The organism is Acidocella aluminiidurans (assembly GCF_055383125.1).
On sequence record NZ_AP031589.1, the window covers coordinates 3,616,558 to 3,631,442 of the forward strand.

Annotated in this window: 16 protein-coding genes and 1 other RNA gene; 8 read left to right on the forward strand and 9 right to left on the reverse strand. The window is 65.5% G+C overall.

The window, feature by feature from the left end; translation table 11 throughout:
- Position 1 precedes the first annotated feature (1 nt).
- The 3 genes from truA to def are packed head-to-tail and all read right to left on the reverse strand — an operon-like array spanning position 2 to position 2,204.
- Positions 2-763, reverse strand: a complete 762-nt coding sequence (truA, locus tag ACZ46S_RS17780; protein WP_464062812.1) for a tRNA pseudouridine(38-40) synthase TruA — start codon at positions 761-763, stop codon at positions 2-4.
- Positions 760-1,665 (reverse strand): methionyl-tRNA formyltransferase, encoded by a 906-nt coding sequence (gene fmt / locus ACZ46S_RS17785; RefSeq protein WP_464062813.1) that lies wholly within the window; start codon positions 1,663-1,665, stop codon positions 760-762. Before fmt ends, truA begins: the two co-directional genes overlap by 4 nt.
- Positions 1,666-1,670: 5 nt before the next feature.
- Entirely contained in the window at positions 1,671-2,204 is a 534-nt protein-coding gene (gene def, locus ACZ46S_RS17790) for a peptide deformylase (RefSeq protein WP_464062814.1), read from the reverse strand.
- A gap of 135 nt (positions 2,205-2,339) precedes the next feature.
- Between def and ACZ46S_RS17795 the strand changes: the two genes are divergently transcribed.
- The 4 genes from ACZ46S_RS17795 to hisD all read left to right on the forward strand — a co-directional run bounded on the left by ACZ46S_RS17795 (position 2,340) and on the right by hisD (position 5,301).
- Positions 2,340-2,792 carry an Hsp20 family protein gene (locus ACZ46S_RS17795; RefSeq protein WP_008492218.1) on the forward strand — a complete coding sequence of 151 codons (453 nt, stop codon included), beginning with the start codon at positions 2,340-2,342 and terminating at the stop codon, positions 2,790-2,792.
- A gap of 166 nt (positions 2,793-2,958) precedes the next feature.
- Positions 2,959-3,213, forward strand: a complete 255-nt coding sequence (locus tag ACZ46S_RS17800) for a DUF1150 family protein (RefSeq protein WP_008492219.1) — start codon at positions 2,959-2,961, stop codon at positions 3,211-3,213.
- Positions 3,214-3,364: 151 nt separating this feature from the next.
- A complete protein-coding gene (gene hisG / locus ACZ46S_RS17805; protein ID WP_366516298.1) occupies positions 3,365-4,012 on the forward strand; it encodes an ATP phosphoribosyltransferase in 648 nt (215 codons plus the stop codon).
- Positions 4,009-5,301: a histidinol dehydrogenase gene (hisD, locus tag ACZ46S_RS17810; RefSeq protein WP_464062815.1), complete on the forward strand. Its 1,293-nt coding sequence runs from the start codon at positions 4,009-4,011 to the stop codon at positions 5,299-5,301. The genes hisG and hisD overlap by 4 nt, the downstream gene beginning before the upstream one ends.
- 111 nt (positions 5,302-5,412) lie before the next feature.
- Here the strand turns inward: hisD and ACZ46S_RS17815 are convergent, their stop codons facing one another.
- From ACZ46S_RS17815 to ffs, 5 genes are all read right to left on the reverse strand, one after another.
- The gene (locus ACZ46S_RS17815) at positions 5,413-6,843 is read right to left on the reverse strand and encodes a pyridoxal phosphate-dependent decarboxylase family protein (protein ID WP_464062816.1); all 1,431 of its coding nucleotides are present in this window, start codon (positions 6,841-6,843) and stop codon (positions 5,413-5,415) included.
- Positions 6,844-7,034: 191 nt separating this feature from the next.
- Positions 7,035-7,628, reverse strand: a complete 594-nt coding sequence (recR, locus tag ACZ46S_RS17820; RefSeq protein WP_464062817.1) for a recombination mediator RecR — start codon at positions 7,626-7,628, stop codon at positions 7,035-7,037.
- 15 nt (positions 7,629-7,643) lie between these two features.
- Positions 7,644-7,967: a YbaB/EbfC family nucleoid-associated protein gene (locus tag ACZ46S_RS17825; protein WP_464062818.1), complete on the reverse strand. Its 324-nt coding sequence runs from the start codon at positions 7,965-7,967 to the stop codon at positions 7,644-7,646.
- A complete protein-coding gene (locus ACZ46S_RS17830; protein ID WP_464062819.1) occupies positions 7,968-9,749 on the reverse strand; it encodes a DNA polymerase III subunit gamma/tau in 1,782 nt (593 codons plus the stop codon).
- Positions 9,750-9,779: 30 nt separating this feature from the next.
- An RNA gene (ffs, locus tag ACZ46S_RS17835) (signal recognition particle sRNA small type) lies at positions 9,780-9,878 on the reverse strand.
- 85 nt (positions 9,879-9,963) lie between these two features.
- Here ffs and nudC point away from each other — a divergent pair.
- Entirely contained in the window at positions 9,964-10,845 is an 882-nt protein-coding gene (gene nudC / locus ACZ46S_RS17840; RefSeq protein WP_464062820.1) for an NAD(+) diphosphatase, read from the forward strand.
- A 195-nt stretch (positions 10,846-11,040) separates the two neighbouring features.
- On the opposite strand, the gene ACZ46S_RS17845 is transcribed toward nudC, so the two are convergent.
- Complete coding sequence (locus ACZ46S_RS17845; RefSeq protein WP_464062821.1) at positions 11,041-11,805, reverse strand: hypothetical protein; 765 nt, start codon at positions 11,803-11,805, stop codon at positions 11,041-11,043.
- A gap of 680 nt (positions 11,806-12,485) precedes the next feature.
- Here ACZ46S_RS17845 and ACZ46S_RS17850 point away from each other — a divergent pair.
- From ACZ46S_RS17850 to ACZ46S_RS17860, 3 genes are read left to right on the forward strand one after another with little or no spacing between them, the layout of a single operon-like run.
- Positions 12,486-12,977 carry a UPF0262 family protein gene (locus tag ACZ46S_RS17850; protein WP_295743060.1) on the forward strand — a complete coding sequence of 164 codons (492 nt, stop codon included), beginning with the start codon at positions 12,486-12,488 and terminating at the stop codon, positions 12,975-12,977.
- Between the two features lie 28 nt (positions 12,978-13,005).
- A complete protein-coding gene (gene mtnA / locus ACZ46S_RS17855; protein WP_295743062.1) occupies positions 13,006-14,094 on the forward strand; it encodes an S-methyl-5-thioribose-1-phosphate isomerase in 1,089 nt (362 codons plus the stop codon).
- Entirely contained in the window at positions 14,091-14,867 is a 777-nt protein-coding gene (locus tag ACZ46S_RS17860) for a DUF2272 domain-containing protein (RefSeq protein ID WP_464062822.1), read from the forward strand. Before mtnA ends, ACZ46S_RS17860 begins: the two co-directional genes overlap by 4 nt.
- The last annotated feature ends 18 nt before the right edge of the window (positions 14,868-14,885 follow it).

Below are 14,885 nucleotides of genomic sequence, written 5' to 3' on the forward strand. Positions count from 1 at the left end.
TTCAGGCCAGTTCAAGCGGCGGGTCGTACGCCACGCCGGTGAAATACAGCCCTTCCGCGGGGGCGGTCTGGCCGGCCTTGGGGCGGGATTGGGCGGCCAAAATTTCCGCCATGCGCGATTCGGGCCAGTGGCCCGCGCCGACCATCTTCAAGGAGCCGATCATGTTGCGGACCTGATGATGCAGGAAAGAGCGGGCGCGGGTTTCCATGATCACTTTCTCGCCCTCGCGATGCACCGAGACATAATCCAGCGTGCGCATCGGGGTTTTCGCCTGGCAGGCGGAGGCGCGGAAGGAGGAGAAATCGTGATGGCCGAGCAGATACTGCGCGGCGCGGTGCATGGCCTGCTCATCCAGCCGGGTTTTCACATGCCAGACGCGGTTCACCTCCAGCGTTGGCGGTTGCGGGCGGTTGAGGATGACATAGCGGTAAGAACGGGATTTGGCCGAGAAGCGGGCATTCCAGCCCTCCGGCGCCACCCCGCAGCGCAGCACCGCGATGGGGTGCGGCTTGAGGTGAAAATTCATCGCCTCGCGGATGCGGTAGGGGGTGAAATCCGGCAGTTCGATCTGCACCATCATCGCCAGCGCATGCACCCCGGCATCGGTGCGCCCGGCCGAGATCGCCTCTGTGACCTCCGCCCCGCCGCGGATGCGCGCGGCGGCTTCCTCGATCACCTGCTGGATGGCGAGCCCGTGTTTTTGGCGCTGCCAGCCCATGAAGGGGGTGCCGTCATACTCGATCTCCAGCGCCCACAGGGTCAATAGAAGCGCGCCCCTTCGGGGAGTTTGGTGCCGCGCAGGAAATCGGCGGTGGACATGGCGTTTTTGCCGGCGCGTTGCAGCCTTGTGATGCGCAGCGCGCCCTCGCCGCAGGCGATGGTGAGCTTATCATCCAGCAGCGTGCCGGGGATGCCCTCGCCCTCAACCACTTCGGCGGCGAGGATTTTCAGCACCATCTCCCCCATCAGCGCCAGTGCGCCGGGCCAGGGGAAGAAAGCGCGGATGCGCCGCTCCAGTTGCACAGCGGGGAGACGGAAATCCAGCCGCGCATCCTCGCGGGAGAGTTTGGGGGCGTAGTTGGCGAGCGCGTCATCCTGCGCCTCGGGCGTGCTCGGGCTGGCAAGCTCCTCGATGATCAGCTTGGCGCCGATTTCGGCCAGGCGGTCATGCAGATCGGCGGCGGTGTCCCGCGGGCCGATCGGGGTCGCGCCCTTGCGCAGCATCGGGCCGGTATCCAGCCCGGCTTCCATCTGCATGATGGTGATGCCGGTCTCTTCATCCCCGGCCTCGATGGCGGCCTGGATGGGGGCGGCACCGCGCCAGCGCGGCAGCAGCGAGCCATGGATGTTGAGGCAGCCGCGCTTGGGGGCGTCCAGAAACTCTTGCGGCAGGATCAGCCCATAGGCGGCGACGATGGCGGCATCGAGATTAAGGGCGCGGAAAAACCCCAGCTCTTCCTCGTTGCGGCGCAGTTTCGGCGGGGTGCGCACCGGCAGGCCGAGCTCCAGGCCAGCGGCGTGGACGGGGCAGGGGGTTTCGCGCTGGCCGCGCCCGGCCGGCTTGGGCGGCTGCGCATAGACCACCGCCACCTCATGCCCGGCGGCGACCAAAGCGCGCAGGGCCGGCACGGCGAAATCCGGCGAGCCCATGAAAGCCAGCTTCATCGCGCTCAGCCTTTGGCCTTCTGCTGCTTGGCCAGCTTGCGCAGCAGCATATTGCGCTTCAGCGCCGAGAGATAATCCACGAACAGCACGCCGTTGAGATGGTCGATTTCATGCTGCAGGCAGGCGGAGAGCAGCCCCTCGGCCTCGATTTCCTGCTTGACCCCCTGCAGATCCTGGTAGCGCACCTTCACCCGCGCCGGGCGGGTGATTTCCGCATAGAGCTCGGGGATGGAGAGGCAGCCTTCCTCTTGCGTGGCGAGCTCATCGGACTTGGCGATGATTTCCGGGTTGATCAAGGCGAGCGGGGCCGGCTCGTCCTTCGGCGCGACATCGACGACGATGACGCGCAGCAGAGAGTTGATCTGGTTGGCGGCGAGGCCGATGCCCGGCGCCTTGTACATGGTGGCGAACATCGAGGGCACCAAAGCGCGCACCGCGTCCGCATCGCCGGGCTGCACCGCGCGCGCGACCTTGCGCAGCACGGATTCGGGATAGATCATGATCGGCAGCAGCGGCGCGTCGGTTTGTGTCTCTGACATGCCACGCATGTAATCCCCCGCGCGGCGGGCTGCAACGCGCCCTCTTGCATCGCTGTGAAACCGTGCCAACATGAAGACCCGGATGCCTCGAACGAGGGTCCTTAACCGCTTCGCTCATTTGGGGGAGCCTTGACCATGACGACACGCGTTTTCACCTCGCCCTTGTTTCTCGGCTTCGATCATCTGGAACAGATGATCGAGCGTGCGGCGAAAAATTCCTCGGACGGGTATCCGCCTTACAATATCGAGCAGCTCAGCCCGGTTTCGCTGCGCATCACCCTCGCGGTGGCCGGATTTACCATGGATGACCTGCAAATTACCCTGGAAGATAACCAATTAGTAATACGTGGGCGCCAGACTGACGATGGCCAGGGGCGGGTGTTCCTGCACCGGGGCATCGCGGCGCGGCAGTTCCAGCGGGCTTTCGTGATCGCCGAAGGGATCGAGGTAAAGGGCGCGTGGCTGGATAATGGCCTGCTGCATGTGGATCTGATCCGCCCGGTGCCGCAGCCGGTGGTGAAGACCATCCCGATCGCGCGCGGCCAGGGCAAGGTGACCGCCCCGACCCGCATGGTGGATGGGGACTGAGCCGGCACGACGAAGGCGCGCCTGATGCAGATCAGCGCGGTATTTAGGTCAGCACGGTTGATGTGACGGAAATTTGACAGCGCCGGGCTGATCCCGACGCGAGACTATGACGTATAAAGGAACCCTGGGCCGAAAAAATCCGCCGGGGAGCCCGAAAGGATGACAGATGAACATCAAAAACCATGACGGCACGACCAATTTCGTCCCAGGCACGGTCCTGGACATTCATCACATCTCGCCCGCCCAGCTGGCCCAGCTGGGAATGGAGGAGATTGCCTTCGTGAAGCCGGTGGTGACGGAACAGGGGCCTGCCTTTGCCATTCACGCCGCCGATGGCACGCCGATCGCCATCGCTGATAATCCGCAGCTGGCGGCGGCGGCGATCATCCAGAACGACATGCTGCCGACCCTGGTGCATTGATCAGGAGACATTGATCCAGGCGCGGCGCCGCGAGGACGAATATCGAGAGGGCGGATCGGGCGCGGGGCGCCGATCCGCCCTTTTGCGTTTCTTCCCCTTGCTTTGAGGGGCGCGCTAGCCTCGAAGCGGGGGCGATGGTATGGGCGCGGCCATGTCCATCGTGCTCGCATTGCCCAAGGGGCGTATCCTGAAGGAGGCCGGCCCCATGCTGGCCCATGCCGGCCTGGTGCCGGAGCCGGAATATACGGATGAGAATTCCCGCAAGCTGCGGTTTTCCACCAGCCATCCGGATGTGGATGTGATCCGGGTGCGCTCCTTCGATGTCGCCACCTTCGTTGCCTTCGGGGCGGCGGAGATCGGCATTTGCGGCGGCGATGTGTTGATGGAGTTCGATTATCCGGAGGTTTACGCGCCGCTGGATCTGGGCATCGGCAAATGCCGCATCTCCGTGGCCGAGCCGAAGGACGATGCCGGGCAGACCGACCTCTCCCGGGTCTCGGCCCTGCGCGTGGCCAGCAAATATCCCAACACGGCCAAGCGGCATTTCGCCCGGCGGGGCATTCAGGCGGAGATTGTCGAGCTGTCCGGCTCGATGGAGCTCGCCCCCGGGCTGGGGCTGTCGCGGCTGATCGTCGATCTGGTGCAGACTGGCAGCACGTTGAAGGCCAACGGGCTGGTGGAGACGGATGTGATCGCGCAGGTCTCCTCGAAGCTGATCGTCAACCGGGTGGCGCTGAAGACGCGGCCGGATGAGATCGGCGCCTGGATCGAGGCGTTTCGGAAGGCATTGGCGGCATGAAGATTTTCTCCACCGGACAGGATGATTTCGAGCGCCGTTTCAGCGCGCTGCTGGCGCGGCCGCAGGGGGAGGAGAATCTCTCCGGCGTGGTGCGCGCGATCATTGAGCGGGTGCGCGAAGAGGGCGATGCGGCGCTGCTGGATTATACCGCGCGCTTCGACAAGCAGGCGCTGGCGGCGTCCGGCCTGCGGGTGAGCGATGCCGAGCTGGATGCGGCCGAGGCGCAGACGCCGAAAGCATTGCGCGAGGCGTTGAAGATCGCCGCGCGGCGGATCGAGACCTTCCACATGGCGCAGATGCCGCGCGATATCGAGTTCACTGACGATCTCGGCATTACCGCCGGGATGCGCTGGGGGGCTTTGGATGCGGTCGGGCTGTATGTGCCCGGCGGCAAGGCGGCCTATCCGTCCTCCGTGCTGATGAATGCGATGCCGGCCAAGGTGGCGGGGGTGAAGCGCATCGCCATGGTGGTGCCGGCCCCTGGCGGGGTGCTGAACCCGCATGTGCTGGCGGCGGCGAATGCGGCGGGGATTACCGAGATTTACCGCGTCGGCGGGGCGCAGGCGGTGGCGGCTTTGGCCTATGGCACCGCCAGCATCGCGCGGGTGGACCGGATTGTCGGCCCCGGCAATGCCTATGTGGCGGAGGCGAAGCGGCAGGTGTTCGGGGCGGTGGGGATCGATTCCATCGCCGGCCCGTCCGAGGTGCTGATCCTCGCCGATGCCAGCGCCGACCCGGTGCAGCTGGCTTATGATCTGCTGGCCCAGGCCGAGCATGATGAGGATGCGCAATCCATCCTGGTCACCGATGATGCAGAGCTGGCGGCGCGGGTGGAGCGCGAGGTCGCGCGCGCGCTGGAGAGCCTGCCGCGCCGGGACATCGCCGCGGCGAGCTGGGCGCGGCATGGGGCGATCATTCTGGTGCGCGACTGGGATGAGGCGGTGGAGATTTCCAACCGCATCGCGCCGGAGCATCTGCAGCTGATGCTGGCGGACCCGCAGCCGGTTTTCGCCAAGGTGCGCCATGCCGGGGCGGTGTTCCTGGGCCGCAATACGCCCGAGGCGATGGGCGATTATATTATCGGGCCGAACCATGTGCTGCCGACCTCGGGCACGGCGCGCTTTGCCTCCGGGCTCTCGGTCTATGATTTCCTCAAGCGCACCACCTATGCGGCGGTGCCGGAGGCCGGGCTGAAGGCGCTGGGGCCGCATGCGGTGACGCTGGCCAAGGCCGAGGGGCTGACGGCACATGCGCAAAGCATCGCGGTCAGGCTGAAGCACGAGGCGTAAAGGTTTTTACGCCGCTTCGCGAAGACGCGCAGCGGCGCTTAGAGCAATATGTGTTTAGGTTGACGCGCCAGCGTCAAAATAAACACATGAAATTGCTCGCTAAAACAAGCTCTAAAGCTGCGCGGCCGCCAGGGTTTTGACGCCGATACGGCGCAGGATTTCCTCCACCAGCGCGTCGATATCGGCCTCGTTGGTGCGGTGATTGACGATGGCGCAGCGTATGGCGGTGCAGCCTGCGATGCTGGTGGTGGAGGGGGCGAAGAGGCCGTCCTCCTGTAGATCCGCGACCAGATCCGTGAGCTGCTGGTCACTATAGCCCTCGATGGCGAAGCAGACGATGTTGAGCGCCGGGGGGCTGAGCAGGGTCAGGCGCGGCGCGGCCAGCACATGCGCGGCCAGGCGCTGGGCCAGGGCGCAGCTATTTTCAACCACGCCGGCCAGACCCTCGGTGCCGTAGGCGCTGAGGCTCATCCAGACTTTCAGGGCGGAGAAGCCGCGCGAAAGATCCGGCCCGAGATCGCACGGCCAGGGAAAGCCGCCGGCGAGGCCGCGCGGGGCGGCGGCGAGGTAGCTGGTGGCCTGGGCGAAGGTTGCGTTGTGGATGGCGGCGTCGCGCACCAGCAGGCAGCCGCAGGAATAGGTCACCTGCGCCCATTTATGGAAATCGAAGGCGATGGAATCGGCCGCCCCCAGCCCCTCCACCAGATGCCGCTTGGCCGGCGAGAGCGCGGCCAGGGCGCCGAATGCACCGTCGACATGGAACCAGAGCCCGTGCGCATCGGCGATGCGGCGGGCCTCGATCAGATCGTCGAAGGCGCCGGTATCGACGCTGCCGGCGGTGGCGGCGATGAGGAAGGGGGTGAGGCCGGCTGCCTTGTCCGCCGCGATGGCGGCGCGCAGCGCGGCCATGTCCATGCGCATCTGCGCGTCCAGCGGGATTTTACGCAAGGCCGTGCGGCCGAGCCCGGCCATGTCCATCGCCCCGGTGACGCAGCGATGCACCCCCGCCGAGGCATAGGCGACGAGCTTGCTGAAGCTGACGCCCGTCTCGTGCCCGGCCTCGCCCAGCGCCTTCTGGCGGGCGCAGAGCAGGGCGCAGAAATTCGCCATCGAGGAGCCGGTGAGCAGCACGCCGGAGGTGCCGGCCGGCATCCCCAGCATCTGCGCCGCCCAGGCGATGACCTGGCGCTCCACCGCGATGCCGACATGGTCGCGCCCGCCGCAATTGGCGTTCATCGCCCCGGCCAGCAGCTCCGCCAGCATGGAGACCGGATTGCCGCCGCCATGCACCCAACCCATGAAGCGCGGATGCAGATTGCCGGTGACGTAAGGCTGGATATCGGCCTGGAAGCGCTCATACAGGGCTTCGGGCGGCGTGCCGGTGGTGGGCAGGGGGGCGGTGAAGCCCTGACGCACATCCTCCGGCATCTTCTGCCAGACGGGCTGGGTGCGGATGCTGGCGAGATGGTCCATCATGTCGTCGAGCATCTGGTGCCCGAGGGCGCGGAGGGAGGACCAGTCGGTGGGGTCGAGCGTGCTCATAGGGCCTGTTAAACGGGGCGCGAAGAATTTTCCAGATCTGTTATTTGCAAAAGTTTTTGGGGGTGTGGGGGCTTTTTTCAAAAAGTCCCCACGAAGGTTTGGGGGGTGGCAGCGGCGTTGCCAGCGCCCCAAACGTTTTCGCCGCTTTTTTGTAAAAAAGCGGCACCAAAAAACTTTTGCAATTTTTTCAGTTAGTTGGCGGCGCCGCGTGCCCGCAATGCCGTTGCCAGCGTGCCTTCATCCAGCACTTCCAGCGCGCCGCCGATGGGCACGCCCTGGGCGAGGCGGGAGAGCGGCACGCGAAAGCGTTTCAGCCGCTCGGTGAGGTAATGGGCGGTGGCCGCCCCTTCCACCGTCGCGGGCAAAGCCAGGATGATTTCCTCCACCGGCTCCGCTTCCAGCCGGGCCAGAAGCGGGGCGATGGCGAGGTCTTCCGGGCCGCGCCCGGCCAGGGCGGAGAGTGTGCCGCCCAGCACATGGTATTTGCCGCGATAAACATGGGCGCGCTCCAGCGCCCAGAGATCCGCCACCCCTTCGACCACGCAGATCCGCGCCTCACGCAAAGGCGCGGCGCAGATGGCGCAGGGGTCGGAGGAGTCGAGATTGCCGCAGAGCGAGCAGCTGCGCACCGCATTGGCCGCATCCTGCATGGCGCTGGCGAGCTTGGCCAGCCCGCCTTCCTTGTCACGCAGCAGCTTCAGCACGATGCGCCGCGCGCTGCGCGGCCCCAGCCCCGGCAGGCGCGAAAACAGGCCGATCAGATGTTCGAGTTCAGGGCCGCCCATCTATCCTGTGACCAGTTAGAACGGCAGCTTCATGCCCGGCGGCAGCGGCAGCCCGCCCATGGCGCTCTTGGTTTCGGCTTCCATGATCGCGTCGATCTTGGATTTCGCATCGGCATGGGCGGCGACGATCAGGTCTTCCAGCATCTCGGCCTCGGCCGGGTCGATCAGCTTCGGGTCGATCTTCACGCGCTTCAGCGCGCCCTTGCCGGAGAGGGTGACCTTCACCAGGCCGGCGCCGGCCACGCCTTCCATCTCGGTGGCTTCCAGCTTGGCCTGCATATCGGCCATTTTCTGCTGCATCTGCGAGGCCTGCTTCATCAGGCCGGCAAGGTTCTTCATTTACTCGTCTCCTTCATAGAGTTCGTCGGGCGGCACCAGGGCGGCCCAGTCGGCGGGCAGCTCCGGCTCCTGCTCCGGCGCGTCAGGCGTGTTTACCTTGGTTCCGGGGAACTGCGCCAGGATCGCCTGCACCAGCGGATGCGCCAGCGCCTCGTCCCGGGCCTGGGCGGTGGCGACGCCTTCCTGCTCATCGATGGTCGGCGCGCCGCGCTCGTTGGAGAGGGCGATGGTCCAGCGGCGGCCGGTTTCCTCTTCCAGCATGCGGGAGATTTTGGCGACGAGGTCGCGCGGGATGCGCGGATCGTCGGCCAGGCGCATCTCGATCACCGGCGGGGCGAAGCGGACCAGATGCACGGATTGGCGCAGATGCGCGTAGAGCATCACGTCGCGCTTGGCCTGGGCGAGGCCGACCACATCGAGGAAGGTCAGCGCGCGGGGCGCGGGCGCGGCCTGCTGCATCACCACGTTGCCGTTGGCCACGGCACGGGCACCGCCATTGCCGCCGCCGGCCTGTGCGCCGCCCAGTGCGGCGCCGGGATTTTCGGTGAGTTTCTTCACCAGCTCGCCCGGCGGCGGCAGATCGGCGACGTGACAGAGGCGGATCAGGATCATTTCCGCACCCGCGCGGCGGTCGGGTGCTGTCTCGACCTCTTGCAGACCCTTGAGCAGCATCTGCCAGAGCCGGCCGAGGAAGGGGATGGAGAGCATCTCCGCCAGAGCGGCGCCGCGTGTGCGCTCCATCTCCGGCAGCGCGCCGCTCTTGGCCAGAGACGGCACGGATTTCATCCGGGTGAGCAGATGGGCGAGGCCGAGCAGGTCCGAGAGCAGCACGCCGGGATCCGCGCCGCGCTCATAGCTTTCATCGGAGATGCGCAGCGCCGCCTGGATGTCGCCTTTCACCACCGCGTCCATCAGGTCGAAGACGAAACCGCGATCCGCGAGGCCCAGCATGTCGGCCACCATCGGGCCGGAGATTTCGCCGCCATCTTCCGCGCCGCGGGCGATGGCCTGGTCCAGCAAGGAGAGCCCATCGCGCACCGAGCCATCGGCGGCGCGGGCGACGAGGGTGATCGCGGCCTCGGAGATGGCGACGTTTTCAATGCCGGCGATGCGGGTGAAATGCGCGGCCAGCACTTCCACCGGCACGCGCTTGAGGTCGTAACGCTGGCAGCGTGAGAGCACGGTGATCGGCACCTTGCGGATTTCCGTGGTGGCCAGCACGAATTTGATATGCGGCGGCGGCTCCTCCAGGGTTTTCAGCAGCGCGTTGAACGCCGCCTTGGAGAGCATGTGCACCTCATCGATGATGAAGACTTTCACCCGCGCCGAGAGCGGCTTGAAGCGTGTGGCCTCGATGATCTCGCGCACATCGTCGACACCGGTATTGGAGGCGGCGTCCATCTCCACCACGTCCGGGTGGCGGTCCGCCAATATGGCTTTGCAGTTGTCGCAGACGCCGCACGGGTCCGGGGTGGGGCCGCCGGTGCCGTCCGCGCCGGTGCAGTTGAGGGCGCGGGCGAGGATGCGCGCTGTGGTGGTTTTGCCGACCCCGCGCACGCCGGTGAGCATGAAGGCATGGGCGATGCGGTTCATCGCGAAGGCGTTGCGCAGCGTGCGCACCAGCGCGTCCTGGCCGATCAGATCCGCGAATGTGGTGGGGCGGTATTTGCGGGCCAGCACCCGGTAGGCGGCGGCTTGCGGGGCATCCTGCGCCGGTTCCTCGCCGAACAGGTTGGGGCCCGGCGGCGGGGCGTCTGGCGCATCGTCGTCGAACATACCCATGTGTGGCGCGGACCTTGTAGCCTGAAAGAAGGTGGGAGACCGGACAACGACCCATGCGAAATCCGTTGTGGCTGCTGCCTTCCGGCCCTGACCAGGTTGGCGGGCCGCGATGTCCGCCGCCGATCTCCCGCGCCGATTATCGCCTGGGCGGCGTTTGGATGCAAGCTTGGCAGGGCAAAGGGGGCATGCCACATGAGCAGGCATGGATTTCACCATGAAAAATCAGCCTAACCATTATAGCGGCGGGGCGCTGGACCGGGCCGCGCAGCTGCGCGAGGACGCGGACTGGCAGGAGCGCGCCGGGGGCGATGCGGCGAGCCGGGTGGTGCTGCTGCATGACGGCCAGGTTCTGGTGGAGGACAACGACGCCCCGCGCGCGCGGCTGCTGGCGCCGTTCCGCAGGCCGGATCTGTTCCTCGGCCTGGCCGAGGGGATCGCCTATTTCGCCTGCGACGTGACCGGCGAAGCACTGCCGGACGGGGTGGCGCTGGAGGATTTCGTGCCGCTGCGCGGGGTGAATGCGTTGCTGCCGGAATTGGATGCCACCTTGCTGGCGACGGCGCGTGGCATTTTCAACTGGCGCCGCGCGCATAAATTCTGTCCGCTCTGTGGCGGCGCGATGCAGCCGGCGCGCGCCGGCTGGGTGCTCGCTTGCTCGGCTTGCGGCACGGAACATTTTCCGCGCACGGATTCCGCCGTGATCATGCTGGCGACGCGCGGCGACCAGGCGCTGCTCGGCCAGTCGCACCGCTTCCCGCTGGAGAAGAATATGTATTCCACCCTCGCCGGTTTCGTGGAGCCGGGCGAGAGCCTGGAAGATGCGGTGCGCCGGGAAGTGTTCGAGGAGACCGGCGTGCGCGTCGGCGCGGTGCATTATCACTCCAGCCAGCCCTGGCCGTTTCCGGCCTCCTTGATGCTGGGGTTTCAGGCGGAGGCGGTCAGTGAACAGATCGTTCTGCAGGAGGACGAGATGCGCGATGCGCGCTGGTTCAGCCGCGCCGAGATCCGCGACCATGCGGCGTTGGGATTTGGCCTGCCCGGGCATGATTCCATCGCGCGGCGGCTGATCGAGGATTGGCTGGCCCAGGGGGGCTAGAGTCTGATCGGTTCAGATTGAATCGCGAAGCGATCAAGCTGAACCGTGAATCAGCTTCTCACTCAAAGCGTTAGAGCGCGTTAACGGTGACCCAACCGCGTCAAGCTGAACCGATAGCGCTCTAGACCTGTAGGGCACATAAAAAAACAGGCGCGGGTGAGCGCGCCTGTTTTGCATTGCGTAGGCCGATGCGGCTTACTCGAAGGTCTCGGAGATCGTGGGCACGATTTCCATGGTCTCTTCAGCGAACACGTCATTCATCTCCGGCGCGGGCGGCGGCGTCACCTTGGCGCGCGGCTTGCGCGGAGCGGCCGGCTTCTTGGTGGCGGTGGTGGCCTTCTTCACGGCCGGCTTCTTTGCGGCGGCGGTGGTCTTCTTCGCAACCGTCTTCTTGGCGGCGGCGGTGGTCTTCTTCACGGCCGGCTTCTTTGCGGCAGCGGTGGTCTTCTTCGCAACCGTCTTCTTGGCGGCAGCGGTGGTCTTCTTCGCGGCCGGCTTCTTTGCGGCAGCGGTGGTCTTCTTCGCGGCCGGCTTCTTTGCGACGGCGGTGGTCTTCTTCGCAACCGTCTTCTTGGCGGCGGCGGTGGTCTTCTTCACGGCCGTCTTCTTCGCGGCGGCGGTGGTCTTCTTCGCGGCCGGCTTCTTGGCGGCGGCGGTGGTCTTCTTCGCGGCCGTCTTCTTCGCGGCTGCGGTGGTCTTCTTCGCAACCGGCTTCTTTGCGGCGGCGGTGGTCTTCTTCGCGGCTGGCTTCTTGGCGGCGGCGGTGGTCTTCTTCGCGGTCGTCTTCTTGGCGGCTGCGGTGGTCTTCTTCGCGGTGGCGGTCTTTTTCGCGGCTGGCTTCTTTGCGGCAGCGGTGGTCTTCTTCGCGGCCGGCTTCTTCACGGCGGCGGTTTTCTTCGCGGTGGCGCGCACGGCCAGCGGCTGCGCGCGCTCAGTGGTGGTCTTGTCTTCGATGGTCACTTGTCATGCTCCTTAGCGTTCAAGGTTATCATTGCGTTCCGGGTGGTCGTGGTCCGGCACAGAAACGTCTTGTTCTACGGCTGGGTAGGCCGTCCTTCTTTGGTTCCGCGTGCGGTTTCCTTGACCGCGAAATTCAGACATGGTGCGCGATGCGAATCGCGCAATGCACGCAAGATTCGCTATTCAGCTTCCGCGCTGCGCCTGTCAACAAAAAGCAGCACTAAACTTCTGTCCTGACGCATTTTTTTACAGCAATGTGCAAGACATCCACAGTTTGGAGGCTCGGCGCCGCAATTTTGCCACGCCCTGTTCCTGGTTTCGCCATCGATCGCCGGCGCCGACTGGTTCGAAAAGGTTTAGAAAATATCAATCAAAACCGGATCGCTCCGGTGCCGTTCCGGAGCTTGTGAGATGTTGGCGGGCGCGAAAGGGCGTCTTGGCCGGGGTATGGCGCATCGGCGCGGCTTTGAGAGGGCGGCGCATTTGTCGTTGCCGCGCGGAATCGCTATGCTCGGGGCCGACGGATAAGCGCGTATGGCCCGGCCGGGATCAGCCCAGCGCCCGGCAAAACGGGCGATGGGCAGGACGAGACGAACGATAAGACGTGAAGATCCATAAGACGTGACGAAACAGGACCGCGAGACGAAGCGCGTAATCTTTCCAAGGAGCGAGCAGGCGACATGGTGGATGCAAATGGCACGGATGCAACCGGCAGGCTGACCAAGGTGGTTCTCGAGGGCGAGGCCCTGCACCGCATCTCGGCCCTGCAGCAGGCGGATCGCGAACAGGCGGTGCGTGACCTGGCGCAGGACAATGAATTCCATCTGCCGGGGCATCCGGCTTTGCAGAGCATTCTGCATCTCTCCATCCAGGAAGGCCGGCTGGTGTTCGATGTGCGCGACGCGCAGGATGCGCCGGTGCAGGCGGTGCTGCTGGCGCTGGGGCCGTTCAAGACGCTGATCCGCGATTACCAGATGCTGCTGGATTCCTATGCGATCGCGGTGGCGGAGGGGCGCGAGGCGCGCATCCAGGCGATCGATATGGGCCGGCGCGGGCTGCATAATGAGGGCGCGGAACTGATGATCGAGCGGCTGGGCGGCAAGGTGGTGATTGATTTTCCCACCGCGCGGCGCTTATTCACCCTGGTCTGCGCTTTGCACCAAAAACTGTAGCTCTGGAACTTTAGGATTTTTTAACGCCATGAAAATTGACGGCACACCCTATCGCTCGATCTGGGTCGACGAGACCGATGGCTGGTCTGTCCGCATCATCGATCAGACCAAGCTGCCCTGGAATGTGGATCTGGTGCGGCTGACGACGCTTGAGGAAATGGCGCACGCGATCAAGGCGATGCTGGTGCGCGGCGCGCCGCTGATCGGCGCCTCGGCGGCTTACGGCGTGGCGCTGGCGATGCGCCATGATGCCTCCGACGCGGCGCTGGCGCAGGCGCTGGAGGTGCTGGGCGCGACCCGGCCGACCGCGATCAATCTGCGCTGGGCGCTACGCCGGATGGGGGCGGCGTTGCAGAGCGTGGAGCCGGCGAAGCGCGAAGCCGCCGCTTACGCGGAGGCGGCGAAGATCTGCGATGAGGATGTCGCGGTGAATGAGGCGATTGGGCGCAACGGTCTGGCGCTGATCGAGGAGAAGGCGAAATCCGGAAAACGGGTGAATATCCTGACGCATTGCAATGCTGGCTGGATCGCCACGGTGGATTGGGGCACGGCGCTGGCGCCGATCTATATGGCGCATGATGCCGGGATCGACGTGCATGTCTGGGTGGAGGAAACCCGGCCGCGCAACCAGGGCGCCTCGCTGACCGCCTGGGAGCTTGGCAAACATGGCGTCAAACACACCGTCATCGCCGATAATGCCGGCGGGCATTACATGCAGCATGGCGAGGTGGATCTGGTGATCGTCGGCACCGACCGCGTCACCCGCCAGGGCGATGTCTGCAACAAGATCGGCACCTATCTGAAGGCGCTGGCGGCGCATGATAATAACGTGCCGTTCTGGGTGGCGCTGCCTTCCTCCACGATCGATTGGACGATCCGCGACGGGGTTTCCGAAATCCCGATCGAGGAGCGGGCGGCTTCCGAAGTGACGACGATGACCGGGCGCGCGATGGATGGCTCGATCGCCACCGTGCGCATCGTGCCGACCTCCAGCCCCGCCGCCAACCCGGCCTTCGACGTGACGCCGGCGCGGCTGGTGACCGGGCTGATCACCGAGCGCGGGCTGTGCGAAGCGACGGAGAGCGCGCTGACCGGAATGTTCAGCGATCTCGCGTGAAACGGGGTTTAAAGAAAGGCGGCGGTATCGCCGCCTTTTTCGCTCTGGCGCTGCTGGGCGCCTGCGCGCCGCAGAACCATGCGCCGCCTTTTGCCAACCAACCTTACGAAGCCTTCTCGCGCAGCGCCGCGGTGGCCATCGCGTTGCGCGAATGGCGGCTCTGGGGCGAGCATGTGGATGATGGCGACGTGCCCTATGTGCAGCAGGCCGGCACCATGCCCGAGCGCGCCCAGGGGCTGTGGCAGCGCGTCGGCGAATATTGGTGGGAGGGGATGAACGCCGCCGAGCCGGATGCACGCTGGACGGGCAAGCATGATGCCCGCGGGCAGGTTTTCCCGGTGCGGGTGAATGGCGACTATGCGTGGTCGGCCGCGTTCATTTCTTATGTGATGCGCATTGCCGGGGCGGGGCCGAAATTTCCCTACGCGCCGGATCACTCCTTTTATATAGATTATGCGGCGCGGCCTTATCGGCCGGGCAAATTGCTGATCGCGGAGAACCCGGCAGGCTATGCGCCGCGCCTGGGGGATCTGGTGTGTTTTCCGCGCGGGGCCGCGCGTGACCTGACTTATAATGATCTGCCCACGAAGGATCATTTCCCCGCCCATTGCAGCATCGTCACCGCTGTCGCGGCGGGGGAGGTGGATGTGATCGGGGGGAATGTGGATGATGCGGTGACGCTGGAGCATCTGCACACGGACCCGCAAGGCCGCCTGCAGGGCAACAAGGAAAACTGGTTCGTGGTGCTGCGCGTGCTCTACGCCCAGAATTAAGTGAGCAAATTTTTTTTG

What these genes read in the sequence shown, in the direction of transcription:
- ACZ46S_RS17795 (WP_008492218.1), top strand. Translation starts at nt 2,340, where the DNA reads ATGACGACACGCGTTTTCACCTCGCCCTTGTTTCTCGGCTTCGATCAT.
- def (WP_464062814.1), bottom strand. Translation starts at nt 2,204, where the DNA reads ATGTCAGAGACACAAACCGACGCGCCGCTGCTGCCGATCATGATCTAT.
- ACZ46S_RS17815 (WP_464062816.1), bottom strand. Translation starts at nt 6,843, where the DNA reads ATGAGCACGCTCGACCCCACCGACTGGTCCTCCCTCCGCGCCCTCGGG.
- ACZ46S_RS17825 (WP_464062818.1), bottom strand. Translation starts at nt 7,967, where the DNA reads ATGAAGAACCTTGCCGGCCTGATGAAGCAGGCCTCGCAGATGCAGCAG.
- ACZ46S_RS17800 (WP_008492219.1), top strand. Translation starts at nt 2,959, where the DNA reads ATGAACATCAAAAACCATGACGGCACGACCAATTTCGTCCCAGGCACG.
- hisD (WP_464062815.1), top strand. Translation starts at nt 4,009, where the DNA reads ATGAAGATTTTCTCCACCGGACAGGATGATTTCGAGCGCCGTTTCAGC.
- mtnA (WP_295743062.1), top strand. Translation starts at nt 13,006, where the DNA reads ATGAAAATTGACGGCACACCCTATCGCTCGATCTGGGTCGACGAGACC.
- ACZ46S_RS17850 (WP_295743060.1), top strand. Translation starts at nt 12,486, where the DNA reads ATGGTGGATGCAAATGGCACGGATGCAACCGGCAGGCTGACCAAGGTG.
- nudC (WP_464062820.1), top strand. Translation starts at nt 9,964, where the DNA reads ATGAAAAATCAGCCTAACCATTATAGCGGCGGGGCGCTGGACCGGGCC.
- recR (WP_464062817.1), bottom strand. Translation starts at nt 7,628, where the DNA reads ATGGGCGGCCCTGAACTCGAACATCTGATCGGCCTGTTTTCGCGCCTG.
- hisG (WP_366516298.1), top strand. Translation starts at nt 3,365, where the DNA reads ATGTCCATCGTGCTCGCATTGCCCAAGGGGCGTATCCTGAAGGAGGCC.
- fmt (WP_464062813.1), bottom strand. Translation starts at nt 1,665, where the DNA reads ATGAAGCTGGCTTTCATGGGCTCGCCGGATTTCGCCGTGCCGGCCCTG.
- ACZ46S_RS17830 (WP_464062819.1), bottom strand. Translation starts at nt 9,749, where the DNA reads ATGGGTATGTTCGACGACGATGCGCCAGACGCCCCGCCGCCGGGCCCC.